Below are 26,445 nucleotides of genomic sequence, written 5' to 3'. Positions count from 1 at the left end.
GAGGGGACGCCTCAGCCCAGCTTCTCCCAGTCGACGACGCCCTCCGCGAGGTCGCGCACGGCGGCGAGCAGGCCCAGCCTGTTGGCGCGGACCGCGGGGTCCTCGGCCATGACCAGGACGTCGTCGAAGAAGACGTTCACCGCGTCGACGAGCTCGCCCGTCTCCGCGGTGAGACGGACAAGCGAGGTTTCCCCGTCGAGGACCTGCCGGCACTTGGTCAGCGCGGAGTGCAGGGCCTGCTCGGCCGGTTCCTTCAACTGGTCCGGGTCGTAGGCCGCTTCGACGCCGGCGGGCACGATGCGTCGTACCCGCTGGAACGCCGCCAGGACCCGGGCGAACCGGTCGTCGCCCTGCAGGCTCTCCAGTTCCTCCAGGGTGTGCACGGCCAGCAGCGGCGAGTCGGCCCGCACCAGGACCGCCCGCACGTCCGTGGTGGCATGCCCCCCTTCGATGAGCTGCTGTTCGAGGCGGCGCAGCACGAACTGGGCGGCGGTGTCCAGACTCTTCGGTTCGACCGTGACGGCCTGCTGTTCCGCCGCGATCGCCAGCGCCCGGCTCAGCCCGAGCCCGGCGAGTTCGCTCCTGCTGAGCAGGATGTTGACCACGCCGAGTGCCGAGCGCCGCAGTCCGAAGGGGTCGGAGCTGCCGGTGGGCTCCGCTCCGATCGCGAGGAGACCCACCAGCAGGTCGAGACGGTCCGCCAGGGCCAGCAGGGCCCCCGGCAGGGTGCCGGGCAGCTGATCGCCGCCGAACCGCGGCAGTTCGTTCTCGAAGAGGGCCTGTGCCACCGCCTCGCTCTCCCCGGCGCGCACCGCGTACTCGCGCGCCATCACGCCAGCGAGGCTCGAAAGCTCCGTGACCATCTGGGAGCCGAGGTCGAACTTGGTCAGTGCCGCGGCCCGGTCCAGGACCTCACGGTCGGTACCGCGGACCCCGACGACGTCCGCGAGCCGGCGGGTGACCGCCGAGATGCGGTCCGCGCGGTCCGCCATCGAGCCGAGCCGCTCCTCGAACGTGAGGAGCCGGATCTTCTCCTTCATCTCGGTCAGCGGTGTTTCGAGATCCGCCTTCCAGAAGAAGGACGCGTCCTCGTACCGGGCGCGCAGCACGGCCTCGTTGCCCCGGCGGACGACGTCGTGGTCGCACGATCCGTTGGCCACCGCGACGAAGTACGGCAGCATCGTGCCCTCCGCGTCCACGACGGGAAGGTAGCGCTGGTGCTTGCGCATCACGGTGACGAGGATGTCCGCGGGCAGCAGGAGGTACTTCGCGTCGAAGCTCCCGAGGATCGGGGTGGGGAACTCGACCAGGTTCGTGATCTCGTCGATCAGTGCGCCGTACTGCTCGACCTGGATGCGTCCGCCCACGCTGGAGGCGAGTCGTGTCGCGCCGTCCACCACCAGGCGCCGCCGCTCCGCCGCGTCCGCGAGGATGCCGTGCTCCTTCAGGAAGGACAGGTACCCGTCCGCCGTCGGCACCTCCACCACGGCAGGCACCGCATTGCGGTGCACCTGCGTCGTACGTCCCGAGGTCAGGCTGGACACCGTGAAGGGGACGACCCGTTCTCCCAGCAGAGCGGTGATCCAGCGGATCGGGCGGGTGAAGGAGAGCCGCGGAGCGTTCCACCGCATGTTCTTCTCGGCCCGCAGACCGCTGACGACCTCCGCGAGGAGGGCGGAGAGGACCTCCTCGGCCGAACGCCCGACGACCTGCCGGGTGAGCGCGACGTGCTCGTTGGCCCCCACCACGACGCGGCCGAGGTCCGCCGGATCAGCCCCCTGGCTGCGGGCGAAGCCGACGGCCGCCTTCGTCGGATTCCCGTCGGCGTCGTAGGCCGCCGAGAGCCGGGGGCCCTTCAGCGTCTGTTCGTAGTCGGACTCCCGGGGTTCCACGTCGGCGACGGTGGCGACCACACGCCGGGGTCCGGCGGCGACACTGATGGCACCGTGCCCCAGCCGGGTGGCGGCCAGCTTCTCCGCCAGCGCGTCGTGCACCGCCTGCGAGGCCCTGGTGACCTCGGCCGGCGGCATCTCCTCCACGCCGATCTCCAGCGCCAGCGTGGCGCGCCCCGACTCGGCCGGCAGCTCCGGTGCCGTGGCCGCGGCGTCCTGCTCCGCCCCGGCGGACTCCCCGGCCACGGTGGCGTCGGCAGCGGTGTCCGGCCCCCCTCCGAGCGGGAAGCCGAGTTCCTCGCGCCGGGCGACCCACAACGCGGCGACCTCGTGGGCCAGCCCTCGCATCCGGGCGAAGGAACGCGCCCTCTCCGTGGTGGAGATGGCACCCCGGGCGTCGAGCACGTTGAACGTGTGCGAGCACTTGAGGACGTAGGAGTACGCGGGCACCGGGAGGCGCGCGTCGAGCATGCGGCGCGCCTCACCGGCGTAGGCCTCGAAAAGGGTCCGCTGGGTGTCCAGGTCGGCCTCGTCGAGGTAGTAGCGGCTCATCTCGTACTCGGCCTGACCGAACGCCTCACCGTAGGTGACGCCCGGCGCGTACTGGAGATCCTTGAAGTGGCTGACGTCCTGAAGGGCCATCAGGATGCGTTCCATGCCGTAGGTGATCTCGACGGACACGGGGTCCAGGGTGATGCCACCCGCCTGCTGGAAGTAGGTGAACTGGGTGATCTCCAGCCCGTCCAGCCACACTTCCCAGCCGAGCCCCCAGGCCCCGAGCGCGGGGGACGCCCAGTTGTCCTCGACGAAGCGAATGTCGTGTGCCGCCGTGTCGATGCCCAGGGCCTGGAGACTGCCCAGGAACAGTTCCTGAGCGCGTCCGGGCTCGGGCTTGAGGATCACCTGGTACTGCGTGTGCGTCTGCAGGCGGTTCGGGTTCTCGCCGTAGCGCGAGTCGTCGGGCCGGACGCTCGGTTCCACGTACGCGACGCGCCACGGCTCCGGTCCCTGGACCCGCAGGAACGTGGAAGGGTTGAGCGTGCCCGCACCCACCTCAGTGTTCATGGGCTGAACGACCAAACACCCGTGTTCGGTCCAGTACTTGTTCAGCACCAGCAGGGCTTCTTGCATCGTCAACACTGAGATCGTTCCTCCAAGGGGGCACGGGGCAGGTTCGGAGTCTCTCCCGGCTGACGCCCGGGAGACCTCGGCATGCAGGAGTCTACCGACCAGGGAGTTTTCGCCTGACCTGCCGGCCAGTCAATATGCCGTGTGCACGGAGCAGTTGCCCGAGATCGGTGCTTCCACCGCCGCCCCGACGGCGCGCATCGTACGTCAGTCCACTGCGGAAACCGCGGGCCGAGACCGGCACTTCGTCCTCATCGCCGCGCGCCTCGCCCCCGGTGGCCGCCGGGAGCGGGACGTCCGCGGGGGCGGCCATGTTCAGCCAGGAGCAGGATCCGCGCCCTGCCGCACAGGCCCCGCCGGCGCCGTCGACATGCGCGTCAGCGCCTCCAGGCGGGCACGGTCGTCGTCGCGGACCTGCACCGCAGCGGCCGTACGCACGACCGTATTCACCCAAAACCACAGACCGTCAAGCTACTTCGAGCACGCGACATTAGTGCTTTCACTAATCCTGCCGCGACGTCCTTCTGGGAGTCGATTCCCCCGTGACAGTCTGGCACCCCGCTCCACGCAACATCATCTGCGCTTCTCACCGGTCACCTGTTTCGGTGCCTGTAGCGGCTTTCGTCCGGTCATCGTTCCGGTGACTGCTCTGTGTGATTGATCGCCGTTCTTCATTTGCAGAATCCGATCGGTGGGCGCGGAGAAGCCTCTTCGGAAAGGAAATTAAATGAACAACTTCGACGACATCGACATCTCCGAGCTGTCGGACGAGGACCTGGACGACATCGTCGGCGGTACCTTCTCGATCGCCGAGGCCTGCGTCATCTGACGACTGCCTCGCGCCGCCGGGCGGTACCACCGCCCGGCCTGCCCCGGTAGCGCCAGGAACTGACCCAGCGTCAGGTCTGCCGGAGGGGGACCACCCCTCCGGCAGACGGGACGGCGGCCCGCGCCCCGACGTCTCCTCGCCAAGGGCCGGCCAGTGACTCACGAACGGGAAGGGACTCATGCCCGGCGAATCACGCTTCAACGCCGATGCGCTCGAACACCATCGCAGGCGTGACGGCCTCGGCCCGGTGCTCGGCCACTCCCCCGCTCCGGCCCGGCCCAAGGGACCAGCCGAGCGGCTCGCGGCGCTCCGTGAACGGCTCGGCCGCCCGCGCGCGGGGCGGCTGCAGGTCTGCTTCCAGACCCAGGTCAGCGACTGCGGTCCGGCCGCTCTCGTGACCGTACTGCGGCACCACGGCGTCGACGTCTCCCTCGACGAGATCAGGGCGCGAGCTGACTCCGGCCGCAACGGCGCGTCGGCCCGCACCCTTCTTGAGATCGGCCGCGAGTACGGCGTGAAGGGCCGAGGCGTGCGCGCCACCCCGGAAGCCCTCGCACGGTTGTCCCCCGGTGCCATCCTGTTCTGGAACTTCAGCCACTTCGTCGTCCTGGAGAGCGCCGGCCGGGACCACGTGGACATCGTCGACCCCGCGTTCGGGCGCCGCAGGCTCAGCATGGCGTCGGTCGCCGAGTCCTTCACCGGTGTAGCTCTGGAGTTCGACCCGCCGCTCCACGCCACCAGCCGGCTGCGGCGCGGCGGCGCGGCCCGCGGCCCCTGGCACCGGCTGCGCCCGTACCTGCCCCGGGGAAGGGAGTTGGCCCTTCTCCTCGCGGCCTCCGCCGGACTCATGGCCTTCGAACTGGCCCTGCCGCTCAGCGCCGGATTCCTGGTGGAGTACGTCCTCGGCGGCCGGTCCACCGGCGGCGTGTGGACGGTCGGGCTGATCCTGGCCGGGCTCGTCGTCCTCTACTTCGCGCTGTACCTGGCGCGCTCCTTCCAGTTGACCAGGCGACAGGCCGTCATCGAGAAGCGGCTCACCCTGGGCATCGTCGGTCACATGGCGGACCTGCCCTACGACTTCTTCACCGTGCGCAACTCCGGCGACCTGGCCCTGCGGGCCCGCACCAGCAACGTCCTCGGCCAGGTGTTGAGCCTCACCGCGGTCTCCGCGGTTTTCGACAGCCTGCTGATCGTCGTCTACCTGGTCGCGATCGCCGTGGCCAACCCGCTGCTGGCCCTCCTCGTCACGGTGCTCGTCGCGCTCCAGGTCGGCATCCTCGCGCTCACCTGGCGACGTCAGAAGGAGCTGAGCCAGGAAGTCCTCGAACGCCAGACGAAGGCGCAGGAGGAACTGACGGAGATGCTGGAGAGCATCACCACCCTCAAAGCCAGTGGCATGGAGGGCAGGGCGGTCGAACGGTGGTCGCACACCCTGGTGCACGAGGTCAACAAGCGCCTGAGCGCCCGCCGCAGCCTGGCCCTGTTCTCCTCCCTCAGCCGCACGCTGCAGTTCGCCGCGCCCCTCGTCGTCCTGGTCGCCGGGGCCTGGCTGGTCCTCAACCGCCACTACTCGCTCGGCGAGGCGATGGGCTTCATGACGCTCACGATCGCCCTGTTCGTCCCCCTGGAGGGCCTCTTCGACGCCGGCTCCCAGGTCGCCGCCGTGCGGCCCACCATCGCCAAGCTCGACGACGTCCTGCGCGCGGCCCCCGAACCGCGGGGCGTTCTCGCCGGTACCGGCGTCGCCAGGCCGGGCCGGATCTCGGCCGAGGCGGTCGCCTTCCGTTACCCGGGAGCCCCTCGGCCCGCCCTCAGCGACATCAGTCTCGAACTCCGGCCGGGCCAGTTCGTGGCCGTCGTCGGCCGTTCCGGCTCCGGCAAGTCCACCCTCGGCATGCTGCTCGCCGGACTCCACACCCCCACCAGCGGCACCCTCACCGTCGACGGTATCGACCTGACCGAACTCGACCGGCCCACCTACCGGCGCCGCATCGGCTACGTCAACCAGAACGCCCACCTCTTCGGCGGCACCATCCGGGACAACATCAGCTTCGGCGCCGACGAGGTCAGCGAGGCGGACCTGATCACGGCGGTCCGGCTGGCGCACATCCACGAGGAGGTCGAGGCCATGCCCATGGGCTACAACACCCTCGTCGGCCCCGGCGGTCACGGCATGTCCGGGGGACAGCGTCAGCGGATCGTGCTGGCCCGGACGCTGGCGAAGAAGCCCGAACTCGTCATCCTCGACGAGGCGACCAGCGCTCTGGACCCGGCCCTGGAGGAATCCATCATGCGAGGGCTGCTGGACGCGGGGATCACCGTCGTCGTCATTGCCCATCGCCTGACGGTCCTGGACGAGGCCGACCAGGTCGTCGTCATGCGTGACGGACGCATCGTCGAAGCGGGCCTCCCCGCCGTCCTCAAGGAGAGCGGAACGGAGTACCTGTGCCTGACCTGACGGGCCCGGCGGCCCTGGTGCCCTTCCCCCTCACCTACGAGCAGGACAGGTTCCACGCCAAGACCCGCTCCAGCGGCTGGGCCCACAAGAACGTCCAGCTCGCCTTCGAGATCCTCGGCGACCTCGACACCGACGCCCTCGCGGCCGCCGTGCGCGCCTTCGTGGTCCGGCACGACGCGCTGCACCTCCAGATGGCCGAGGACCCCGGTCCGCACCCCCAGCAGTGGACCCGGCCCGTCGGCGCCGAGGAGGAGGTCGTCCGGCGAGTGAAGGTCAGGGCCACCTCGCCCGGGCAGTTCTCCCGCTACGCCTCGACACTGCTGTCCCGCGACTTCGTCACGCCGTGGTCGTACGGCACGCGGCGGCCCTTCGTCGTCCGGCTGCTGCGCTACGACGAGCACCACCACGCGCTGCTCGCCACCTTCCAGAACCTCGTCTTCGACGGCCGCGCCCACCATCTGTTCGGGCATGAGATCTGGCGCGACTACGAGGCCCTGCGCAGGGGCGGGTCCCCGCCGGACACCGCCCCCTCCTTCGCCGCGGCGGCGGTCCGGCAGCGAGCGCGCACCGACCCGCGACAGCGCGAGCGAGCCCGGGCGAGCTGGCGGGAACGCCTGGAGTTCCAGGCCCGCACCTCGTGGACCGCCCCCGCCGGGACCGGTCGTGCCGAGGGCGGCACGGTGGGGGCCGAACTGTCCGCCGCCGCGGTCGCCGCGCTGCGCCGCGTCTGCGCCGAGTCCCGCTCCACCGTCCTGCAGTGGACGGTCGGCGCCTTCGTCGCGGCCCTGGCCGCCCGTACCGGCAGGGCCGAGGTGGGCCTGTGGACCTCGATGGACTCGCGCTCGACACGGGACCAGGACGTGGTCGGCATGTTCGCCGGCTCCTGCCCGCTCACCGTCACCGATGCCACGGCCGGCGCGTCCGCCGTGCGGGAGCAGGTACGCGACCAGCTGCTCAACGCCCTCAAGCACCAACGGCTGACCGCCGAGGAGATCGCCGTGCTGACCCGCGAGGCGGAGGCGGCCGGCGGCGCACCCGTCACCCGGGACCTCTACGTCAACCTGCGCCGGTACGACGGGGACAGCCCCCTCGCGGACGACGGCGGCCGGCTGCGGATCACCTCCGACGCCTATCCGCTGCGCAGGATCGCCTTCCACGACACCCACGCACTTCACCTGCGGTGCACCGAGTTCCGTGACCGCCTCTTCGTCGCCCTCCTCTACGACGGGCACCGCGCCGACCGCCCGCTGGCACGGGCGATCCTGGACGACGTGCTCGCCGGCGTCGCGGCCGCCTGCCCCTCGGCCGCCTGACCCTCGGTTGCCTGCCCCTCGGCCGCCTGACAACGAACTCCGCCCCCCGTCACCCAGCACAGAAGGCGCCATGTCCGATACGCCGATCGACAACGTACTGACCGCCGTGAGCGAGGTGTTCGGCCACCCGGTCGTACCCGAGGACGACTTCTTCTCCCTCGGCGGCGACTCCATCACCGCGGTCGAACTCAGCCTCCGCCTGGAGGAACGCCTGGGCACCGAGGTCGACGTCGAACTGATCGTCAACCGGCCCAGCCTCGCCGCCCTCGCCGAGGCGCTCGCGGAGCCTTCCCCCGACGCGGCGACAGCCGAGCACTGAGGAGTCATGAAGCCCTACATCTGGGACCCCTGGACCACCGCACGTACCGACCCGGACCGCTCGGCCGTGATCGCGGACGGCGAGAGGTACTCCTTCGGCGAACTCACCGCCCACGCGGACGCCCTGGCCCGCGGTCTGCGCGGGCTGGGGATCCCGGACGGCGCGGTCGTGTCGACCGACATCCCCACCGGGCCGGTCTTCTTCGCGCTGGCCCTCACCGCGCTGCGGCACGGCTTCGGGCTCTTCCCGATCGACGGTCAGCTGCTGGAACTCCCGCTGGGCCGGGCCCTTCTGACGAGTGTGGCCGCGGCCCTGCACATCACCGCGGAGCAGCGGGCCAACGGCCCCGCCCTGCCCTGCCCCGTCCTGACCGAGGCGGAGCTGACGGCCCGGGCGGCCGGGGCGACGCTGCCCGCGACCCCGCCCGCCGCGGGTCGTCTCGTCTTCGCCACCTCCGGCACCACCGGGCTGCCCCAGGCCGTGGCCCGTACGCGTCCGCGCAGGCCCTACCGAGGGGTCGCGGTCGTCGAACGCTACGGCGCCGGAGCCGACCGGGGCCCCCACCTGATGGCCAACCCCACGTATCACCTGGGCACGTTGGGGCCCGCCCTGTACGCGCTCCAGGCGGGCAGCACGGTCGTCGTCCAGCGTTCCTGGTCCCCCGGCGCCTTCGTGGAACTCGCGGACCGTCACCGGGCGGACAGCGCCATGCTCAGTCCGGACCGCCTGACCGACCTCGTCGAGGCCGGCCAGGCGCCGCGTCACCGCTTCCGGGTCGTCTTCCACGGCGGAGCCGCCTGCCCGCCCGCTGTGAAGCGCGCCGCCATCGGCCTGTTCGGACCGGTCCTCCACGAGTACTACGGCACCTCGCAGGGCGTCATCACCGAGATCGGCACGGCGCAGTGGCTGGACAGGCCCGGATCGGTCGGACGGCCCCTGCCGGGCATCCACATCGAGATCACGAAGGACGGCCGGCCGTTGCCGGCGGGGGAGACCGGAGCGATCGACATCCGGCTGCGGGCCGTCGACCGGGACGTGCCGGACGCGGACGACGTCCTGCGGACCGGCGACGTGGGCCATCTCGACGGCGAGGGCTATCTGTTCGTCGTCGGCCGGGCCGAAAGCCCCAGGGAGATCCGCACGGCACGCCTCGAACACGACATCCGGCTGCTGCCCGGAGTCACGGACGCGGCGGTCCTCGACGGTGCCGACGACGAACCGGTGTGCTTCGTGGAACACGGCCGAGGAGACACCTTCGAGGACCCGGTGCCCGCCATCGAGGCCACGGCGAGTGAACTCGACCTCCCCTTGCCCCGGATCGTCCTGGCGGCCTCGGGCTCCCTGCCCCGTACGCCGAGCGGCAAGCTGAAGCGGGCCTCTCTCGCCGCCCTGGCCCGGAGCACACCCCGTGCCACCGAATGACGGGGGCATCGTGCCAGAGCCCGTCACCACCGCCCCCGGCTGGCTCCGTCACTACGCCCGGCACCGGCCGGACGCCGTCGCACTGACCTGCTGGAGCGAAGGGGAGATCCGCCGTCGGCTGACCTTCGGCGAACTGAGCCGCCTCGTGCACACCGTCGCCCGCGCGCTGCGCCGCCTGGACGCCGGGCCCGCGGGACGGGTGGTGCTGGTGCTGCCGAACGACGAGAGATTCACGACCGCCCTGCTGGCCACCATCGCCAGTGGGCTCGTCCCCGTTCCCGCCCCCGCTCCGCACACCGTGCGCGCGGAGGCGTTCGAGCAACGGCTGCGCGGCATTGTCGCGGACTGCCGTCCGACCCTGGTGGTCACCTCGGACGCGTGGCGGGACAGGGTGCGCCCCGTGCTCGACGACCCGACCGCACGGCCCGGCACCCGTACCCGTACCCGTACCTGGGAGGAGTTGCTGGCCGACGGTCGCGACGCGTCCCCCGACACCGCAGCCCCCGACGTACGAACGGGCTCCCGGCAGGCCCCCGCCTTCCTCCAGTACACCTCCGGCTCCACCGGATCTCCCAAGGGCGTCGTCATCAACCACCGCGCGCTGCTGTCCAGTTGTCGGCAGGCGGCCCGCTTCTACGGCGAGAGTGTGACGGACATCGCGGTGACCTGGGTACCGCTCCACCACGACATGGGTCTGATCACCGGCGTCCTCAGGCCGCTGTTCAGCGGATACGAGTCCGTGCTCGTGCCCCCCGAGTGCTTCGCCCGTCGCCCGGGGGACTGGCTCGCCGCCATCACCGCGTGCGGCGGCACGCTCTCCAGCGCTCCCGACTTCGCGTACGACCTGTGCGCGCGCAGGACCACCGACGACGAGACGGCCGCCCTGGACCTGCGCACGTGGCGTGTCGCCCGCAGCGCGGGAGAAGTGGTCCGCGCCGCCACCGCCGAGCGGTTCACCGCGCGCTTCGCCCCCGTCGGGTTCAGGGCGCAGGGACTGTGCCCCTCGTACGGAATGGCGGAGGCGACCCTCACCCTCACCGCCACCACTCCCGCCGCGCCCCCGCTCCACCTCGCCGTCGGCACCGACGCCCTGCGCGGCGGTCGCGCGGTGCCGGCCGGACCGGAGGACCCCGCCACCCCCCTGCTCTCCTCGGGCACCCCGCTGCCGGGAACACGCGTACGCATCGGCGACGGCCGGCGGGGCGAGCAGCACGTGGGCGAGATCCACGTCCGAGGCCCTCAACTGTTCAGCGGCTACTGGCGCCGGCCGGCCCGGCGGTCCCGCTGGCACGCGACCAAGGACCTGGGATTCCTTCACGGGGGCCACCTGTTCGTCCTCGGACGCACCGACGACGTACTCGTCCACCACGGCCGCAACTTCTATCCGGCGGACATCCTCACGGTCTGTGCCGACGTCCCGGGCCTGAGACCGGGACGATGCGCCGCCTTCATCGTCGCCCACGCGGACGCGGGTGAGCACCTGTGCCTGGTGGCGGAAGCCTCGGACGGAGCCGACGCGCCGCCCCCCGCGCAAGTGGCCACGCAGGTCCGGCGCCGTCTCGCCCAGGCACTCGACCTGTACCTCTCACAGGTCGCCCTGCTACCGAGGGGCGGGCTTCCCGTGACGACCAGCGGCAAAGTACGGGTCGCCGAGACGAAACGGCGTTTCGAGGAGGGCACCCTGCCCGTCCTGTGGCCCCGCGCATCCGCGGCGGACAACACCTGAACACGGAAAGGAACGTACGAAGTGGACATCGCGCAAGCTCCGACGCTGTCCCAGTGGGTCGGCGACCCCGCGGCCTTCGCCGCCGCCCACTGGCGTCGCCGCCCCGGCGTCTTCACCCCCGACGGCCCCCTGGGCAGCCCCTTCACCCTGAAGGACGTGGACAACGCCCTCGCCACCGGCTTCCTGCACGAGCCCTACGTGGAAATGACCCGCGCCGACGGCCCCCTCCCCGCCGACGCCTACCTGTCGGCGCGCTCGGTCCACAACTCCACGTCCGCCGGGTTCGCCGACGAGAAGAAGATACGGGCGCTGATCGAGCAGGGCGCGACCCTGCTCATGCGCCGCATCGACCAGTGGCACGGCCCCACCCGCGACATGCTTGCCCGTCTGTCGGCCGAACTCCAGCGGCCCGTGGAGGCGTTCTGCTTCGTCACACCGCCGGGCACCCAGGGCGTTCCCCTGCACCGCGACGACGCCGACGTGCTCGTCCTGCAACTGAACGGCAGCAAGGACTGGCGCGTCCACGAGGGGCCGGCGAACGGCGACTGGCGGCTCGGCAGGGTGGAGGGAGAGCCGCCGGCCGAGGTGCTGCGCACGACCGTGCACGCCGGCGACGTCCTCTACATTCCGCGCGGCTTCCCCCACCAGGCCGTCGGCAGCGGCGGCCTGTCCGCGCACCTGTCGCTGACGATCCGCGAGATCCACATGGGCGACCTCTTCCGCAGCCTGCAGAAGCTGTCGGCCAAGGACATGAACATCGCCGCCCGCCCGCTGGACGACGAAGCCGTTCTCGCCGCCGCCACCACCATGCTCGACCACGTCGCAAAGGCGTTGGCCGGCCTGACCCCCCAGGACCTGGTGGACCACGCCCGGCGGACCGCACTCGCCGCCCTGCCCGCGCCGCGCGCGCCGATCTCGCTCAGTGACCTGGCCGCCGCCTACACCGAGCACGGATGAGCATCCGGCTCCCCGCACCGGTCGGCGACGTTCCGGCGGCCGGGACCGTCACGTGCCCAGGCGGGCGGGGCCCAGACGGTCGGGGCCCAGGCGGTCCAGGAGCTGACCGACGTCCTGGGCGTCGGGGAGCCCCAGCCGGGCGAAGAGCTGCTGCGCCCTGGTCAGTTGGACGCGCGCGGTGTCGGTCGAGCCGAGATCGGCCTGGGCCTGACCGAGCGCCACGAGGGCGTACGCCTGATCCCGTACGGCCCCGATCTCCTCGCACCGGGTGACGGCCTCGGTGGCGTACCGCACCGCGTCCTCGTACTGCCCCGTCCTGCGGAGCGTCTCGGCGAGCCGGTACAGGGCGTGGACCTCGCGCCCCCGGATACCGGCCGACCGGCACACGGCGAGGCATTCGGTGTAGCGGGCGACAGCGTCCTCGTACCGCCCCTGTTCGTGCAGTGCCAGGGCCAGCACGTACAGGGAGTACGCGATCCCCGGAAGGTCGCCCAGCGAGCGCAGCAGGACCAGTACGGTCTCGCAGGTCGGTATCGCCTCGGCGGCATGGCCACTGCGCACCCGGGCGAGCGCCGCGTTGATCATGGTCGCCGCCTGACCGGACCTGTGGCCCAGGGCGCGGGCGAGCACGATCGCCTCGTCGAAACAGACCACCGCCTCGTCGAACCGGCGCAGGAACATCACGGCCACCCCGAGGTTGTTCAGCGCCTGGCGGAGGATGACCTTGTCGTCCGTGCTCTGCGACGCCCGGATGGCCAGGCGCGCGTGCTCCTCGGTGTCGGCCGCCCTGTCGGCCTGCAGCGCGATGATGCTGCACAGCAACTGAGCCCGGCCGTAGGCGCGTTGGTCCCCTCGGAGTTCGGCCTCCCGGGCCAGTGCGAGGGCCACCTGCGCCAGCCCCTCGAACCGGACGTCGGTACAGAAGGGGCTGACCGCGATGAGGAGGTCAACGGCCGTCCGCAGCCGCCGCCCTTCCGGATCCGAGGGCCTGCCGACCGTGTCGAGCGCGACCGCCATGATCCGTCCGATCTCGTCGATCGTCCAGGAGCGCGCCTCGTGGACGTCGCGGAACCGCAGCCCGGGCGACCTCAGCGGACCGAGGGAGTCGGCCACCAGGTCTCCCGGCACGGCATGCGAGAAGGCGTTGCACGCCGTGGCCAACAGGAAGTCGAGCAGCCTGCCGAAGGCACGCTCCGTCTCGCCGGGGTCCTTGTCGGCCGTCCGCTGGGCGAAGGCGCGGAGCAGGTCGTGGTAGCGGTAGCGGCCCGGTTCGGGCGACTCCAGCATGGCCGCGTCCACGAGGGACTCGAGCAGGTGCTCCGCCGCCGCCTCGTCCTCCCCGAGGACGGCCGCGGCGGCGGGCAGTGCGACGTCGGGCGGACCCGCCACGGCGATCAGCCGGAAGGCCCGGGCCTGTGGGGAGGTGAGCTGCCGGTAGCCGAGCTCGAAGGCGGCGTGGATCGACACGTCGCCCACCCGAAGCTCTTCGATACGGCGCTGGGCCTCGCCGAGCCGGGCGGTCAGCGTCGTGACGGTCCATCCTGGCCGGGACGCCAGCTTGGTGGCCGCGATCCGGACGGCCAGCGGCAGGAAGCCGCAGAGCCGGACCAGTTCGAGCGCCTGCGCCCGCTCCGCCGCGAGACGGTCGTGCCCGATGACCGTGCCCAGCAGCGCGAGGGCCTCGTCGGGCCGGAACGTGTCGAGACTACGCTGGTCCGCGACGGGCAGCCCGAACAGGCGCGACCTGCTGGTGATGATGACCCCGCAGGCCACCGTTCCGGGAATCAGGTCCTGGACCTGGGACGCGTCCTGGGCGTTGTCCAGGACGATCAGTACCCTGCGGCCGTCCAGCAGGGAACGCAGGAGCTTGCAGCGGTCGTCCAGCGCGTCGGGCACGGCCTGGGCCGCGGTACCCAGCGCCAGGAGGAATCCGGTCAGGACGATGCCCGTGTCCGCCGGGCTGTCGTCGTTGCCCCGCAGATCGACGTAGAGCTGTCCGTCGGGGTAGAGGTGGCGTACCGAGTGGGCGATGTGCAGGGCCAGAGCGGTCTTGCCGATCCCGCCCATACCGGCCACACTCACGACGGTCACCGAACGGCGTCCGGGCGTCATCAGCAGGCTGCGCAACTCGTCAATGGCGGCCGTACGCCCGATGAAGTCCGGTATGTCGGAGGGGAGTTGAGCCGGAACCGGCAGGAGTGGCGCGGACTCCCGATCCCGGGCGGTCCCCGACTCGCCCTCCACCGCGGCCCGCACCGGTTCGTCGGACGGCGCGGCCTCCTTGGCAGCCGCGACGGACAGGGCCGGGTCGTTCTCCAGGATCTGCCGGTAGACGGCGGTCAGTTCGGGCCCGGGATCGATGCCCTGCTCCTCCAGCAGCAGTTTCCTGACGTCGCTGAACACCGCGAGCGCGTCGGCCTGCCGGCCTCCCCCGTACAGCGCGCGCATCAACAGACCGTAGGGACGCTCGCTCAGGGGGTGCATCGCGGTGAGTTCCACGAGTTCGGGAATCACCAGGCGATGGCGTCCCAGGGTCAGGTCGAGATCGAGACGCTCCTCCAGGAGGGTGATCCGTAACTCCTCCAGCCGGTCACGGTGCCGCGTGGCGAACGGGCCGGGCACACCCGCCAGGGGCTCCCCCTGCCACAGGCCGAGTGCCTGCGCCAGCAGCTCGCTCGCCTCCTCCGCCCGCCCCAGGGTACGTTCCCGCGCCGCTTCGAGGGCGAGCGACTCGGCCCGTGCGACGTCCAGCGCGGCCGGCGGGACGACCAACCGGTAGCCGTCCCCAACCGACACCACGACGCTGGGTGTTGAGCGGTCCGGTTCCAGCAGCCTGCGCAACTGCCAGGCATAGGTGCGGATCGTGGTGATCGCCTTGCTGGGCGACGAGGCGCCCCAGAGCGCGTCGATCAACTGCGCCATCGAGGCGGTGTGCCCCGGCCGCAGTAGCAGCACTGTCAGCACGGCCCGTAACTGTGGTGGCCCGACTCGCAGTTCAGCATCGTCCTGATGTACACGCACTGCCCCGAGCACAGCAAAACGAAGCTCCCCAGCCACCACGCGCACGCCCCTCCGGTCACGTCACTGCCAATATGACGGATACCCTGGCAGTGCGGGTTCACTGAAAAACAGTGAGGGCGTGTCCGCGCCGATCCAGGCCGGCAAGCGGTGGGTGGTCGAGCGGCAATCACGTGCGAGACGGGGATCGACCCTCAAGACAGAGATCGAGCGAGTCAACCCCTTCCACGACGCGGGCCTTGATCCGCTTGAGCTCCATCTCCGCGAAGATCCTTGTACTTCCCCTCCCCCGGTGCGCCACGTCCGCACCGTCCTTCGCCGACCGGAACGCCCGGTTCACCTCGGCCCACACCATCGCGTCCCACTCACCCAGCCGCTCGGTCAGCCACGGCCCCCGGTCCGGGCGCTTCCACCGCGTGATCTCAGCAGAACCAGGCCGGCCCCTTGACGACCGGGCGGCTGATCAGCACGGACTCGCCGGTGGCGGGGACAGCCCCGGCGCGCGGGGGCGCGGCCGCGGGATCGCCGGTCCGGCCGAGCGAGCCGCACCGGTCCGGCCTCCGGGCCCCGGCCGGCGGGGCCGCCCGGTTCCCGGCTGCGGCGGGATTGCTGGAGGTGACCGGCATGATGATCGGGGGCAGCGCGAGGACGGCGGCGAGCAGGCCGGTGATCGACCGCGCCGGCAACGCCAGGCGCCGATGGGTGAGTCGGTGGTGTCCCGTCCGCTCCGGCTCCGGCTCCGGCTCCCGCTCCCGCTCCGGCTCCCGCCGCACCTGCGGTGCCGCCTCGGGCGTGGTCGGCACGGGGTCGGACGCGGGCGGTGCGACGACCACATGCGGAGCCGGCACGGGTGGTTCGGCCGACTGCTGCCGCATCTGGAGGCGCTGCCAGGCGGACCGCCAGCGGGCGAGCTCCTCGGCGGATGCGCCGAAAGCGGTGGCCAGCGTCAACACCCGTTGCAGGGGCGGCAGGCGGCTCCGCTGAGGGCTCAGGTCTCCCGAGATGGTGCTGCGCGGAAGTCCGGTGCGGCGCTCGAGTTCGCGCAGCGACGGGTTGCCCGACCATGCCTTGAACGCCCGGAGCCGGCCAACGAGCTCCTGCGCGGTGGTGGCATCGCCCGGATCGGGCATCGCCGCCAGAGCCTGTTGCGGTAACCGGCTCGGATCCCCGTTCCTGTCCTTCCCGTTCACGTCCTGCCCGTTCACGTCTTGCCCGGTCAAATACCCGGTCATCTACCCCCCTTGGGCAACCGGCTCGCTCGGCCGAGCGCGGCGCGGGTGCCGGGGACCAGTGTCATCGCTACCGACTCACCACTCCATGGCGTTTCCCTGGCGTTAGCATGATGCTCTGTTGTCAAGCGCCCATCAGGGCAGCAGAGTCGGGGGGCCGCTGACGGTGGTACGGGCTCGGAGCATCAGGCCGCTGGCGCCGTCGTCGTTCCCGTGGGGCGATCACCCTTCGGAGGCGATCGATCATGCTGGGGGATTTTGGAACGCTCCTGCGACAGTACCGGTTATCGGCCGGGTGGACGCAGGAGGAGCTCGCGGAACAGTCAGGTGTCTCGACGCATGCGATCAGCGTGCTGGAGTCCGGGCGGCGGCGGCCTCGGCTGTCGTCGGTGGCCCGGCTGGCCACGGCCCTGGGCCTGGACTCCGCCGGCCGCGACCAGTTGCTCGCCGCGGCACGCGGGGAGCCGGAGCCGCGGACGGGCCTGGCGCCGGTCGAACACGTGGTGCCCTGTCTGCTGCCGTACGCCGTGCCGGACTTCACCGGACGGCGCGGCGAGGTGGAACGGCTGCTGGCGCTGGCCGGCGGACCGGGCGGCAGCCAGGCCCGCCCACTGGTGATCTCGGCCATCGACGGCATGGCCGGCGTCGGCAAGACCGCCTTGGCCGTTCACACCGGGCACAGCCTCACCGGCCGTTACCCCGACGGGCAGCTCTTCGTGGACCTGCACGGCTTCACGCCGGGCCGGCGGCCGCTCGAACCGGGTGCGGCGCTGGAGAGCCTGCTCTGCGCGGTCGGTGTCAGCAGGACCGCTCTGCCCTCGCGCACCGAGGAACGCGCCCAGCTGTGGCGCAGCCAGGCGGCGGGCAGGCGGTACCTGATCGTGCTGGACAACGCCGTCGACGCCGAGCAGGTCCGCCCGTTGATCCCCGGCAGCCCGCGCTGCCTCACGCTGGTGACGTCCCGGCGGCGGATGCTCACCCTGGACGGGGCGGTCAGCGTGCCCCTGGACGTGCTGAGCCATGACGAGGCCGTGGAACTGTTCGCCCGGATCGTCGGCCCGGACCGGATCGCCGGCCATGCCTCCACCGTGGACGAGATCGTCGCGCTGTGCGGCAGGCTGCCGCTGGCGCTGCGGATCGCCGGCGCCAGGCTGGCCCACCATCCCACTTGGACGCCCGTCCAGCTGCTGGAGCGGATCCGGCGCCCGCAGAAGTTATTGACCGAGCTCTCCGACCGTGACCAGAGCGTCGCGGCGGCCTTCGTGGACTCCTACCACGCCCTCGCCCCCGCCCAGCGGCGCGCGTTCCGGCTGGCCGCGCTGCACCCCGGCGAGGACTTCGCGCCGCCCGCCCTCGCCGCCCTGGTCGACGCACCGCCGGCCGAGACCGAGGAACTCCTGGAGTCGCTGCACGACCACCACCTGCTGATCGAGCACACGGCCTTCCGGTACACCTTCCACGACCTGCTGCGCACCTTCGCCGACGAGTTGCTCACACGCGAAGAACCCGAACACGTCCGGCGCGCCGCGCTCATCCGGCTCTTCGACCACTACCGGCACACCGCCGCCTCGGCGATGGACCAGCTGGCCCCGCTGGAACGGCACCACCGGCCGCAGCCTCCCGCGCCCGGCGGTACACCGGTGGTGTTCGACGGCCAGGTGGACGCGGCCAACTGGCTGGCCCGGGAGCAGGCCAACCTGCTGGTCCTCGCCCACCACGCCACCGACGCCGGTCTGCCCCGGTACGCGGCGGACCTGCCGGCCATCCTCTGGCGCCACCTCAAACGCCACATGCCCGCCCAGGACGCACAGGTGCTGGGTGCTCGTGCCCTGCGAGCCACCCGGCAGCTCGGCGATCCGGCCGGCGAGGCGGCCGCGCTGCGGCACCTCGGGCTGGTCCAGTACCAGCTCGGCGACTTCCCCCAGGCGCTCGACCTGCTCCGTCAGGCCCTGGCGATCCAGCGCGGGACCGGCAACCGTGCCGGTGAGGCCCACGTGCTGGCCAACCTGGGCCTCACCCTGACCCGGATGGGGCACCTGGAGGAGGCGCTGGACCACCTGCGGCGGGCGCTGCGGCTCAGCCTGGACATCCCCGAGCCGGCCGTCGAGTCGATCGCCCTGATCAACCTGGGGCCCACGCTGACCAGGCTCGGACGGCTGCCGGAGGCCTTGGAGTACCACCGTGCGGCGCTGAAGTTCTACCGGCGCAGCGGCAACCGTCTCGGCCAGGCCATCGTGCTCAACCAGTTCGGCGAGTACCAGCAGAGGCTGCGCCACCATCCGGAGGCGCTCGACCTCTACCAGGAGGCGCTGGACCTGCACCGGGACCTCGGCGACACCTTCGGTCAGGCCGAGTCGCACACCCTGCTCGGCGACGCCCTGCTGGCCATGGACGCTCCGGCGAGCGCCCTGCGGCACTACCGGGCCGCGATCGACTTCCTCCCGCACACCGGCGAGCGGTACAACCTCGGGCGCATCCACCTCGGGCTGGCGCGCACGCACCAGCGTCTGGGGGACCTCGACACCGCTCGGGAGCACGCCGAACAGGCCGTCGAGATCCACACCTCGCTGAACATCCCCGAGGCGGACGAGGCCCGGGCGCTGCTCGACTCACTCATGGAGGGACCCGGACGGCGTCCTGGCGCGTTCGGCGTCAGTTGATCGCCCGCACACCGTGGCGGGTCGGCCGGCGCCCAGGACGTTGTCCGCGGTGCTTCGGTCGACTGTAAGATCACCGCAACATTTCGTGATCTTGGAGCGGGAGCGATGAGCGAGCGTCCTGCCCCCGTGCGCTTCAACCTGCTGGGGCCAGTGAATGTCATCCTCCCGGACGGCAAGGCGGTATTGCCCTCGGGCGCTCCGCGCGCCGTGCTGGTGATGCTGCTGGTGAACGCGAACCGCGTGGTGTCGGCGGAGCAACTGGCGTCGGCGGTGTGGGGCGAGGACCGTCCGTCCACCGCCATCGCGTCGCTGCGCAATCACATCCTGCGCCTGCGACGGATGCTCGGTGACGACACGGGGCTGAGGCTGCGTACCGTCGCGCCGGGCTATCTCATCACCACGAACCCTGGTGAGCTGGACGTGGAGGTGTTCCTGGAGGAGTGCCGGCTCGGCGCGGAGCAGTTGCGTGTGGGTGAGATCGCGACGGCGCGGCGGACTCTGAGCACCGCACTGGACCTGTGGCGCGGCGAGCCCTTCGCCGACCTGGCACCTTGTGTGGAGGGCGCCGCGAGGGCTCACCAGCTCGACGAGACCCGCATGACGGCCTGGCAGGACCGTGTCGACGCGGACCTGAGGCTGGGACGGCATCGCGAGCTGGTCGCCGAACTTCGCGGGCTCACGCGGGCCCACCCGCTGCGGGAGGCGCTGCACGGGCAGCTGATGCTGGCGCTGTACGGTGCCGATCGCCAGGCCGAGGCTCTCGCGGTCTACCAGGAGCTGCGCAAGCGTCTGGTCGCGGAACTCGGGGTCGAGCCCTCGGCGCAGGTCGCCGATCTCCACCTGCGGATCCTCGCCGCGGACCCCTCGCTGCTCGCGTCGGTGGAGCAGTCCGAGAGCCGCGAGAGGGCACCGGGCCGGACGGCGGGCAGTGGACACGGCGGCAACCGGCCGGGCTCCGGGGCATCGAGGACCGAGACGGCCAAGGATGCCCCGGTCAGGTACCCGCCCCGCAACAGCCTCCCGCGAGACGTGGCCGACTTCACCGGCCGTGGCCCGGAAACGGATCGCCTGCTGGCGGCCGCGGCCGCCCCGGCGACGAGCGCCGTCGTGATTTCCGCGATCGACGGGATGGCCGGGGTCGGCAAGACCGCGCTGGCCGTCCACGTCGCCCACACCCTGGCCGATCAGTACGCCGACGGCCAGGTCTTCATCGACCTGCACGGCTTCACCCCGGGCCAGACCCCGCTGGAGCCCGGCACCGCGTTGGCCCGGCTGCTGCGCGCCGTCGGGGTGAGCGAGGACGCGCTTCCCGCGGACCCCGAGGAGCGCGCACTGCTGTGGCGCAGCGTGGCCGCCGAGCATCGCCTCCTGATCGTCCTGGACAACGCCGTCGACGCCGCACAGGTCCGGCCCCTGCTCCCCGGCTCCCCCGGCAGCCTGGTCCTCGTCACCTCGCGGCGCCGCATGCCCGCTCTCGCCGGGGCCGGTGCGCTCTCGCTGGACGTTCTGGAGCCGGACACGGCTGCCGCCCTGTTCGGCCAGGTCTGCGGCCCGGACCGGATCGTCGGTCAGCAGGACGCCGTCGCCGACATCGTCAGGCTCTGCGGATACCTGCCCCTCGCCATCCGCATCACCGCCGCGCGCCTGGCGCACCGTGGCGCCTGGACCCCCTCCCACCTCCTCGCCCGGCTCCGGGACCGGATCAGCCTGCCCACCGAACTCAGGACGCAGGACCAGAGCGTCGCCGCCGCCTTCGCCGTGTCCTACGACGCCCTGGCCCCCGACCAGCAGCGGCTCTTCCGCCTCGCGGGACTGCACCCCGGCGACGACTTCTCCGCGTACGCCCTGGCGGCCCTCGCCGATCTGCCGCTGACCGAGACCGAGGACCTCGTCGAGGAACTCCACGACCACCACCTGCTCATCGAGCGGTCCCCCGGCCGCTACACGTTCCACGACCTGCTGCGCCAGCACGCCCACGGTCTCGCCCGCTGCGAGGAATCCGACGCCACCGGGCAGGCCGCGCTGGAACGGCTCTTCGACTACTACAGCCACACCGCCGCGGCAGCGGCGGACATCCTCTACCCCCACGAGTCGCACCGGCGCCCGCATCCCCCCAAGCCCGCCACGCCCACCGACCCGCTGCGCGGCGAGGAGAGCGCCCGGATCTGGCTCGACACCGAGCTGACCAACCTGATCACCGCAGGCACGCACCCCGTCGCGGCCACCAACCGGCACAGCAGCGACCTCTCCGGCATCCTCGCCCGGTACCTGGACCACTACGGCCACTACAGCACGTCCCTGACTCTCCACACCGCTGCCGCCGAAGCCACCACGGCCACCGGCGACTTGGCCGGGCACGCCACCGCCCAGACGAACCTGGCGGGGTCGTACTGGCTGCTGGGCCGCTACCCGGATGCCATCGACTGCTTCCAGGCCGCGCTCCTCGTCTTCCGGAACATCGAGGACCAGGCCGGAGAGCGCCGGGTGCTGACCAACCTCGGCGCGACCTACGCCCAACTCAGCCGCCACCAGGAGGCGATCGACCACTTCACCTGGGCGATGGCCGCCTACGAAGCGGCGGGCGACCGCGCGGGCCAGGTGATCGTGCTGAACAACATCGGCGCCGTCTGCGAGCGGACGAAGGACTTCGAGCAGGCGGCGCGGTACCACCGTCAGGCCCTCGCCCTGGCCCGGGAGGTCGGCGATCACCTCACCGAAGGAAGGGCCCTGGCCAACCTCGGCATGACGCTGCACCACCTCGACCGGCCCGCCGAGGCCGCACAGGTGCTGCACCAGGCCCTGGCGATAGCCACCAACGCCGGCGACCGCACCCGCCAGCTGTTCGCACTCAACGGCCTCGGCGACATCGAACGCGCGACGGACCCCGCCCGGGCGCTCGCCCGCCACCACCAGGCCCGCGAGATCTGCGCCGCGATCGGCGACCGGTTCGAACTGGCCGGCTGCCACCTGCGGATCGGCGACGACTACCAGGCGATGGGCGATCCCGGCCTGGCCCAGGAGCAATGGGAGCAGAGCGCCGCCCTGTACACCGAACTGAACGCGACCTCCCAACTCGAAACGGTCCGCGCCCGACTCGGCTGCGAGGGTCTCCCATCGGAGGAGCCGCCGCGCCGCGCCGTTGCACGCAGGTGACCGCAGGCACGATCCCACCCGGAGCACCCCCTGCTCCCGGCATCCCGTGAGCATCCCGTGAGAGCGCTGTCGCCGACTCATTGACAGAGCTGATGTGTGCGGCAAAGCTGAGCCAAGCAGCTGGAATGAATGGCGAAGGCTCGACTTCCCGCGCCGCTCCGTCCCGCCGCAGCCTTGCTCAGGTGCCTGGGGGGAAGTCGTGACGAGTACTCGGAAAGTTCTGCCGGTACGCCCGGTCAGCACCGTCTGCGACGCGGTGGCCGCCGTCCGCTCGCTGCTGGCCGACTCCGGGGGCGGCGTCGTGCTCTACGGCCCGCCGGGCGTGGGCAAGAGCCGGCTGGCACAGGCGGTCGCCGACGACTGGCGGCGCACCGGCGGAGTGGTGGTCGGCGCGGCCTTCCCGGGCCCGGCGCCGGAGCTGGGCGCCCTGTTACCTCGCCCGGCCCAGCCGTTGCACCCGCCCGGTGCCGAGCGGCTGGCACTGATGGACGGGATCGACGAGCTGGATCCCGAGGGGTGCCACGCGGTCCTGGCCGCGGCGCGGGCCGGCGGCGTCAAGGTCCTTGCCACCGGGCGGCGTCGTCCCGCGGCGGGTGACCTGACCGGCCACCCGGTCGCCCCGCTCCCGGTGCCCGCCGACTGCTCGGGGGCAGCGCTGGAGGAGTTCCGCCAGGTCCCCTCGGTGCATCTGTATGCCTCCCGCGTACGGGAGTTGAACCCGGACTTCCGGATCGAGCGGCACAACCAGCACCAGATCGCCCAGATCTGTGTGGACCTGCGCGGGATCCCCGGCGCCCTGGTGCTGGCGGCCCGGGTGGCGGGGCTGGAGGGGCCCGAGGTCCTCACCGCGATGCTGGAGCGGCGCGCCGGGCCCGAGGGTCCCGAGCTCGTCCGGCTGCTCAACGCCTACCGGCGGCGCGAGGCCCGCGGACCGGCCCCGCAGCTCGCGGGGACCGAGCATCGGCTGCTCGCCCACACGGTGCTGTTCACCGGCGGGTTCGGCGCGGAGGCGCTGCGCCAGGTGGCCGGTGTGCCCGTGGAGGAGTTCACCGTGGCGCTGCAGACCCTGGTCGACGCGCAGCTGCTCGCGCTCTCCGGCCTGCCGTCCGGGCGCCTGAGCGGACTGACCCAGGTGCGCCTGCACCTGCCGCTCGACGTCCCCGCGCAGCCGTACCCCGATCCGCGCGAGGCCGGAGATCCGCGCGAGGCCGGCGTCGACTGGCCGGTGGCGCGCCTGGCCCACTCCCGCTACTACGCGCGGCTGGCCCGGGCGGCCGCGCGGCGGATCGAGGAGGGGGCCCAGCAGAGCGCGCTGGCCGCGCTGCACTGCGAGGAGCGCAACCTGCGCACCGCGCTCGACACCCTGCTCGCCGCGGGGCTGACCAGCGAGGCACTCGACCTGATCGAGGACACCCGGGGCTACGCCGACGCCACCGGGAGCGAGCTCGCGACGGCCGGGCAGCTGCGCATGCTCGCCACCGCCTGCCCACCGGGCGAGCGGGACCGGCTGGCCCTGCTGCTGGCCGAGGCCTGTCTGCACGAGGGCGAGGCCGACGGCCTGCAGGAGCTGCTCGACCAGGCGGTGGCGACCGGGGCGGCGGCCGGAGCGCCGGCCGGTCCGTTCGGCGCACGATGGCTGCGCCTGTGCGGGCTCCGCGAGTTCTGGCGCGACGCCACCGCGGGTCTGGCGCTGCTGGAGCACGCGGCGGAGCACGCACTCCGGTGCGCGGCGCGGGACGGGGCCGCCGAGGGGGCGGCGCGCGGCGCCGCCCGGATCCGACTGGAGGCGGCCCTGGCCCGGTTCCTGAGCGGTGACAGCACCGGGGCCATCGAGGCGGTCCGCCAGGTCCTGCCGGACGCCCTGCGCCGGCAGGACCTCGTGGGCGCGGGCGGCGCCCTGCTGCACCTGAGCCTCTTCCTCGCGGCGGCGGGCGACTCGGCCGCCGCGCAGGACTGCCGGCAGCGGGCGATGGCCACGCTGCGCACCCTCGGCGCGCCCGCCGTCCTCGGTGCCTTCCTCGCGATCGCGGCAAGTCCGCTGCTGCCGGCGGGCGAGGTACGGGCGCGCAGCGCCGTGCGGGTGCTGGCCGGCTTCCACGCCGCCCGCCAGGCCTGCCTGGGCGCGCCCGCCGAGCCCGACCTGGCGGTCAGCCGGATCGAGCGGCGCTACCGGTCGGCGCTCAGCGAGCGGGAGTTCGACGAGGCGCAACGTGCGGGGGCCGCAGTCCCGTTGGCGCTCCTGCTGGAGGAACCGGCGCTCCAGTGCTGCCGCTCGGCGGGCCACCGTGCCCGGAGCGCGCACCCCGCCGCCGTCACCGCAGCCCGACGGCCGGACGGCAGTGATGTCCTGACGCTGCGTCAGCACCAGGTCGCGCTGCTGGTGGCGGACGGGCTGGGCAACCGGCAGATCGCCCGCCACCTGCTGATCTCGGAGTGGACGGTGGTGAACCACATGCGGGAGATCATGAAGCGACTCGGCTGTGGCTCCCGCGCCCAGGTGGCGCGCTGGGTTCACACCGGTGAGCCCAGCGGCCCCGCCGCCCGGGCCGACCCGCCGCTCTGGCCCGCCACCAGTGCCCGGTAGCCGAGGCAGTCGGCCACCAACTGGTCGTGCGTACCGGCACCGTGGACCCGCCCGTCCTGGAGGAAGACGATCTGGTCGGCGTGCCGCACGGTGGACAGGCGGTGGGCGACCACCACCACGGCCCGGTCGACGGCCAGTCGGTCGACCGCCTGCCGCAGCAACTCCTCGTTCACACCGTCGAGCTGGGAGCTCGGCTCGTCCAGCAGCAGCACATCGGCCTCCGAGAGCAGCGCCCGGGCCAGGGCCAGCCGCTGGCGCTGGCCGCCGGAGAGGTCGACGGCACCGGCGAGCCGGGTGTCCAGGCCCTGCGGCAGTGCGGCGATCTGCTGCTCCAACCCGACCTGGGCGAGTGCACCGAGCAACTCGTCCTCGGTGTGGCCGCCCTGGCGGCCCAGCAGCAGATTCTCCCGGACGGTGGCCTCCAGCAGCGTGAACTCCTGGTCCACGTAGGCGATCCGGCGGCGCAGCACGCGCAGCGGCCACTCGGCCAGGTCCACCCCGTGCAGCTCGGCGCTGCCCCGCTCGGGCAGCAACAGCCGTTCCAGCATGCCGAGAACGGTCGACTTGCCGGCTCCCGAGGGGCCCACCAGGGCGGTCAGGCCGCGCTGGGCGACCTCGAAGCTGACGCCGTGCAGCACCCGGTCACCGCCGTAGCCGCCGGCCAGGTTGCGCAGCCGCAGGGCGGGGGCGTGACGGTCCGGGTCCGGTTCCTGGGCCGGGCCGGGATCCTCCGCCGGCAGGTCCAGCACCTCCCGGACCCGCACCCCGGCCGCCATGCCCGTCTGCAGCCGGCCGAATCCGGTGGCCAGCACGGTGAGCGGGGTGACCAGTTGGAACAGGTACATCATGAAGGCCACGAAGTCCGCCGCGCTGAGGCTGCCCGAGGCCAGCCGGGCGCCGCTGCCGGCCAGTACCCCGACGATCGCGATCTGCTGGCCCAGGCCCATCACCGGGGTGATGAACGCCAGCCGCCGGTCGGCCGCCACGGCGGCGTCGGTCGCGGTGGTGGCCGTGCCCGTCACCAGGTCGCCGATCGGCCCCTCGGCGCGGTTGGCCTTCACCGCGGCCAGCGCCCCGAGCGCCGAGTTGAAGCCCTGTGCCAGCGTGCCCAGCGCCTCCTGCTGGGCCAGCGAGCCGCTGCGCGCGCTGCGCACGAAGACCGCGATCACGCCGCCGGCCACCGCGAAGGTGGCGACCACGATGAGCAGCAGCACCGGATCGATCAGCCCCATGATGACCAGCGTCAACACGGCCGTGACGGCCGAGGCGGGCAGCGCGGTGACGCCCACGTCGAGCATGGTGCGCAGCTGCGCGGCGTCGGCGGTGACCCGGTTGGTGAGGTCCCCGGCCCCGATCCGGCGCACCTGGAGCACCGGCATCCGCAGCACGTGCCGCATCAGCCGCCCCCGGGTCTCCAGCACGGTCAGCTCGCCGATCCGGCCCAGCACGAAGGAGCCCCAGGCGGCGGCCAGCGCGGCGAGGAGCGCGAGTACCACCAGCGCCAGCGCGTCGGTCATGGCCGAACGGTGCCGGCCGAGGTCCTCGACCAGGTCGCGCACGGTCAGCGGAACCGTCAGCGAGGCGGCCACCGAGACCAGCAGCAGGACCAACGCGAGGCCGACCTGCACACCGTGACGGCGCAGCACGGCGCGCAGCGGGCTCACCCCCGGCGGGCCGCCGACAGCAGCAGCGGACATCGGACTCCTTCGGTAGGCGGGAGCGCCACGCTAGGGAGCCCGCCGGCCCGCCCGCCATGA

Annotated in this window: 13 protein-coding genes; 9 read left to right on the top strand and 4 right to left on the bottom strand. The window is 72.4% G+C overall.

The genetic code is table 11. From position 1 onward, the window contains the following. Positions 1-11 precede the first annotated feature (11 nt). The gene (locus ACFZB9_RS27165) at positions 12-3,023 is read right to left on the bottom strand and encodes a glycine--tRNA ligase (RefSeq protein ID WP_391451510.1); all 3,012 of its coding nucleotides are present in this window, start codon (positions 3,021-3,023) and stop codon (positions 12-14) included. Between the two features lie 1,004 nt (positions 3,024-4,027). Here ACFZB9_RS27165 and ACFZB9_RS27160 point away from each other — a divergent pair. The 6 genes from ACFZB9_RS27160 to ACFZB9_RS27135 all read left to right on the top strand — a co-directional run bounded on the left by ACFZB9_RS27160 (position 4,028) and on the right by ACFZB9_RS27135 (position 12,044). Next, positions 4,028-6,307, top strand: a complete 2,280-nt coding sequence (locus ACFZB9_RS27160) for a peptidase domain-containing ABC transporter (protein WP_391451366.1) — start codon at positions 4,028-4,030, stop codon at positions 6,305-6,307. Continuing rightward, positions 6,295-7,620, top strand: a complete 1,326-nt coding sequence (locus ACFZB9_RS27155) for a condensation domain-containing protein (protein ID WP_391451365.1) — start codon at positions 6,295-6,297, stop codon at positions 7,618-7,620. Before ACFZB9_RS27160 ends, ACFZB9_RS27155 begins: the two co-directional genes overlap by 13 nt. A gap of 70 nt (positions 7,621-7,690) precedes the next feature. After that, a complete protein-coding gene (locus tag ACFZB9_RS27150; RefSeq protein WP_391451363.1) occupies positions 7,691-7,939 on the top strand; it encodes an acyl carrier protein in 249 nt (82 codons plus the stop codon). 6 nt (positions 7,940-7,945) lie between these two features. Next, the gene (locus ACFZB9_RS27145) at positions 7,946-9,361 is read left to right on the top strand and encodes a class I adenylate-forming enzyme family protein (protein ID WP_391451361.1); all 1,416 of its coding nucleotides are present in this window, start codon (positions 7,946-7,948) and stop codon (positions 9,359-9,361) included. Positions 9,362-9,371: 10 nt separating this feature from the next. Next, positions 9,372-11,087, top strand: a complete 1,716-nt coding sequence (locus tag ACFZB9_RS27140) for an AMP-binding protein (RefSeq protein WP_391451359.1) — start codon at positions 9,372-9,374, stop codon at positions 11,085-11,087. Positions 11,088-11,108: 21 nt separating this feature from the next. Continuing rightward, positions 11,109-12,044: a JmjC domain-containing protein gene (locus ACFZB9_RS27135; protein WP_391451357.1), complete on the top strand. Its 936-nt coding sequence runs from the start codon at positions 11,109-11,111 to the stop codon at positions 12,042-12,044. 48 nt (positions 12,045-12,092) lie between these two features. On the opposite strand, the gene ACFZB9_RS27130 is transcribed toward ACFZB9_RS27135, so the two are convergent. Further along, positions 12,093-15,008, bottom strand: a complete 2,916-nt coding sequence (locus ACFZB9_RS27130; protein WP_391451355.1) for a BTAD domain-containing putative transcriptional regulator — start codon at positions 15,006-15,008, stop codon at positions 12,093-12,095. A 476-nt stretch (positions 15,009-15,484) separates the two neighbouring features. Further along, entirely contained in the window at positions 15,485-16,192 is a 708-nt protein-coding gene (locus ACFZB9_RS27125) for a hypothetical protein (protein WP_391451353.1), read from the bottom strand. Between the two features lie 344 nt (positions 16,193-16,536). Between ACFZB9_RS27125 and ACFZB9_RS27120 the strand changes: the two genes are divergently transcribed. From ACFZB9_RS27120 to ACFZB9_RS27110, 3 genes are all read left to right on the top strand, one after another. Beyond that, on the top strand, positions 16,537-18,951 hold the full coding sequence (locus ACFZB9_RS27120; RefSeq protein ID WP_391451352.1) for a tetratricopeptide repeat protein: 2,415 nt from the start codon (positions 16,537-16,539) through the stop codon (positions 18,949-18,951). 105 nt (positions 18,952-19,056) lie between these two features. After that, entirely contained in the window at positions 19,057-22,104 is a 3,048-nt protein-coding gene (locus tag ACFZB9_RS27115; protein WP_391451350.1) for a BTAD domain-containing putative transcriptional regulator, read from the top strand. A 199-nt stretch (positions 22,105-22,303) separates the two neighbouring features. After that, positions 22,304-24,688 carry a LuxR C-terminal-related transcriptional regulator gene (locus ACFZB9_RS27110; RefSeq protein WP_391451349.1) on the top strand — a complete coding sequence of 795 codons (2,385 nt, stop codon included), beginning with the start codon at positions 22,304-22,306 and terminating at the stop codon, positions 24,686-24,688. On the opposite strand, the gene ACFZB9_RS27105 is transcribed toward ACFZB9_RS27110, so the two are convergent. After that, the gene (locus ACFZB9_RS27105; RefSeq protein ID WP_391451347.1) at positions 24,616-26,385 is read right to left on the bottom strand and encodes an ABC transporter ATP-binding protein; all 1,770 of its coding nucleotides are present in this window, start codon (positions 26,383-26,385) and stop codon (positions 24,616-24,618) included. The genes ACFZB9_RS27110 and ACFZB9_RS27105 overlap by 73 nt on opposite strands. Positions 26,386-26,445: the final 60 nt, after the last annotated feature.

It is taken from the genome of Kitasatospora sp. NPDC008050 (genome assembly GCF_042957465.1).
Lineage (GTDB): Bacteria > Actinomycetota > Actinomycetes > Streptomycetales > Streptomycetaceae > Kitasatospora.
This window is presented reverse-complemented; position numbering and strand designations above follow the sequence as displayed.

Coding starts and splice junctions, on each gene's coding strand:
- ACFZB9_RS27105 (WP_391451347.1), bottom strand. CDS start 26,385: ATGTCCGCTGCTGCTGTCGGCGGCCCGCCGGGGGTGAGCCCGCTGCGC.
- ACFZB9_RS27160 (WP_391451366.1), top strand. CDS start 4,028: ATGCCCGGCGAATCACGCTTCAACGCCGATGCGCTCGAACACCATCGC.
- ACFZB9_RS27125 (WP_391451353.1), bottom strand. CDS start 16,192: ATGCCCGATCCGGGCGATGCCACCACCGCGCAGGAGCTCGTTGGCCGG.
- ACFZB9_RS27150 (WP_391451363.1), top strand. CDS start 7,691: ATGTCCGATACGCCGATCGACAACGTACTGACCGCCGTGAGCGAGGTG.
- ACFZB9_RS27115 (WP_391451350.1), top strand. CDS start 19,057: ATGAGCGAGCGTCCTGCCCCCGTGCGCTTCAACCTGCTGGGGCCAGTG.
- ACFZB9_RS27120 (WP_391451352.1), top strand. CDS start 16,537: ATGCTGGGGGATTTTGGAACGCTCCTGCGACAGTACCGGTTATCGGCC.
- ACFZB9_RS27165 (WP_391451510.1), bottom strand. CDS start 3,023: ATGCAAGAAGCCCTGCTGGTGCTGAACAAGTACTGGACCGAACACGGG.
- ACFZB9_RS27145 (WP_391451361.1), top strand. CDS start 7,946: ATGAAGCCCTACATCTGGGACCCCTGGACCACCGCACGTACCGACCCG.